Origin of the sequence: Pseudomonas sp. LA5 (genome assembly GCF_028640825.1) — a bacterium.
Lineage (GTDB): Bacteria > Pseudomonadota > Gammaproteobacteria > Pseudomonadales > Pseudomonadaceae > Chryseomonas > Chryseomonas aestiva.
Map to the genome: position 1 here is coordinate 1 of NZ_JAQYZY010000001.1, position 242 is coordinate 242.

At 66.1% G+C, this 242-nt stretch carries 1 protein-coding gene; it reads left to right on the forward strand.

Annotated elements, in window-relative coordinates:
• Positions 1 to 242 (forward strand): thiamine pyrophosphate-dependent enzyme (locus PVZ72_RS00005; protein ID WP_273860865.1); only part of this gene is annotated, 242 nt, incomplete at both ends.

Consider the following 242-nt stretch of genomic DNA (forward strand, 5'->3'; position numbering starts at 1 on the left):
CTGGTGGTCATCATCCTGCGCGACGACGGCTACGGCATGATCCGCTGGAAGCAGGCGCAGATGGGCTTCGAGGACTTCGGCCTGGACTACGGCAATCCGGACTTCGTCCGCTACGCCGAAAGCTACGGCGCCCATGGCCATCGCGTGGAAAGCGCGGCCGCCTTCGCGCCGCTGGTGCAGCACTGCCTGGACACCCCTGGCGTCCACGTCATCGACTGCCCGGTGGACTACTCCGAGAACGA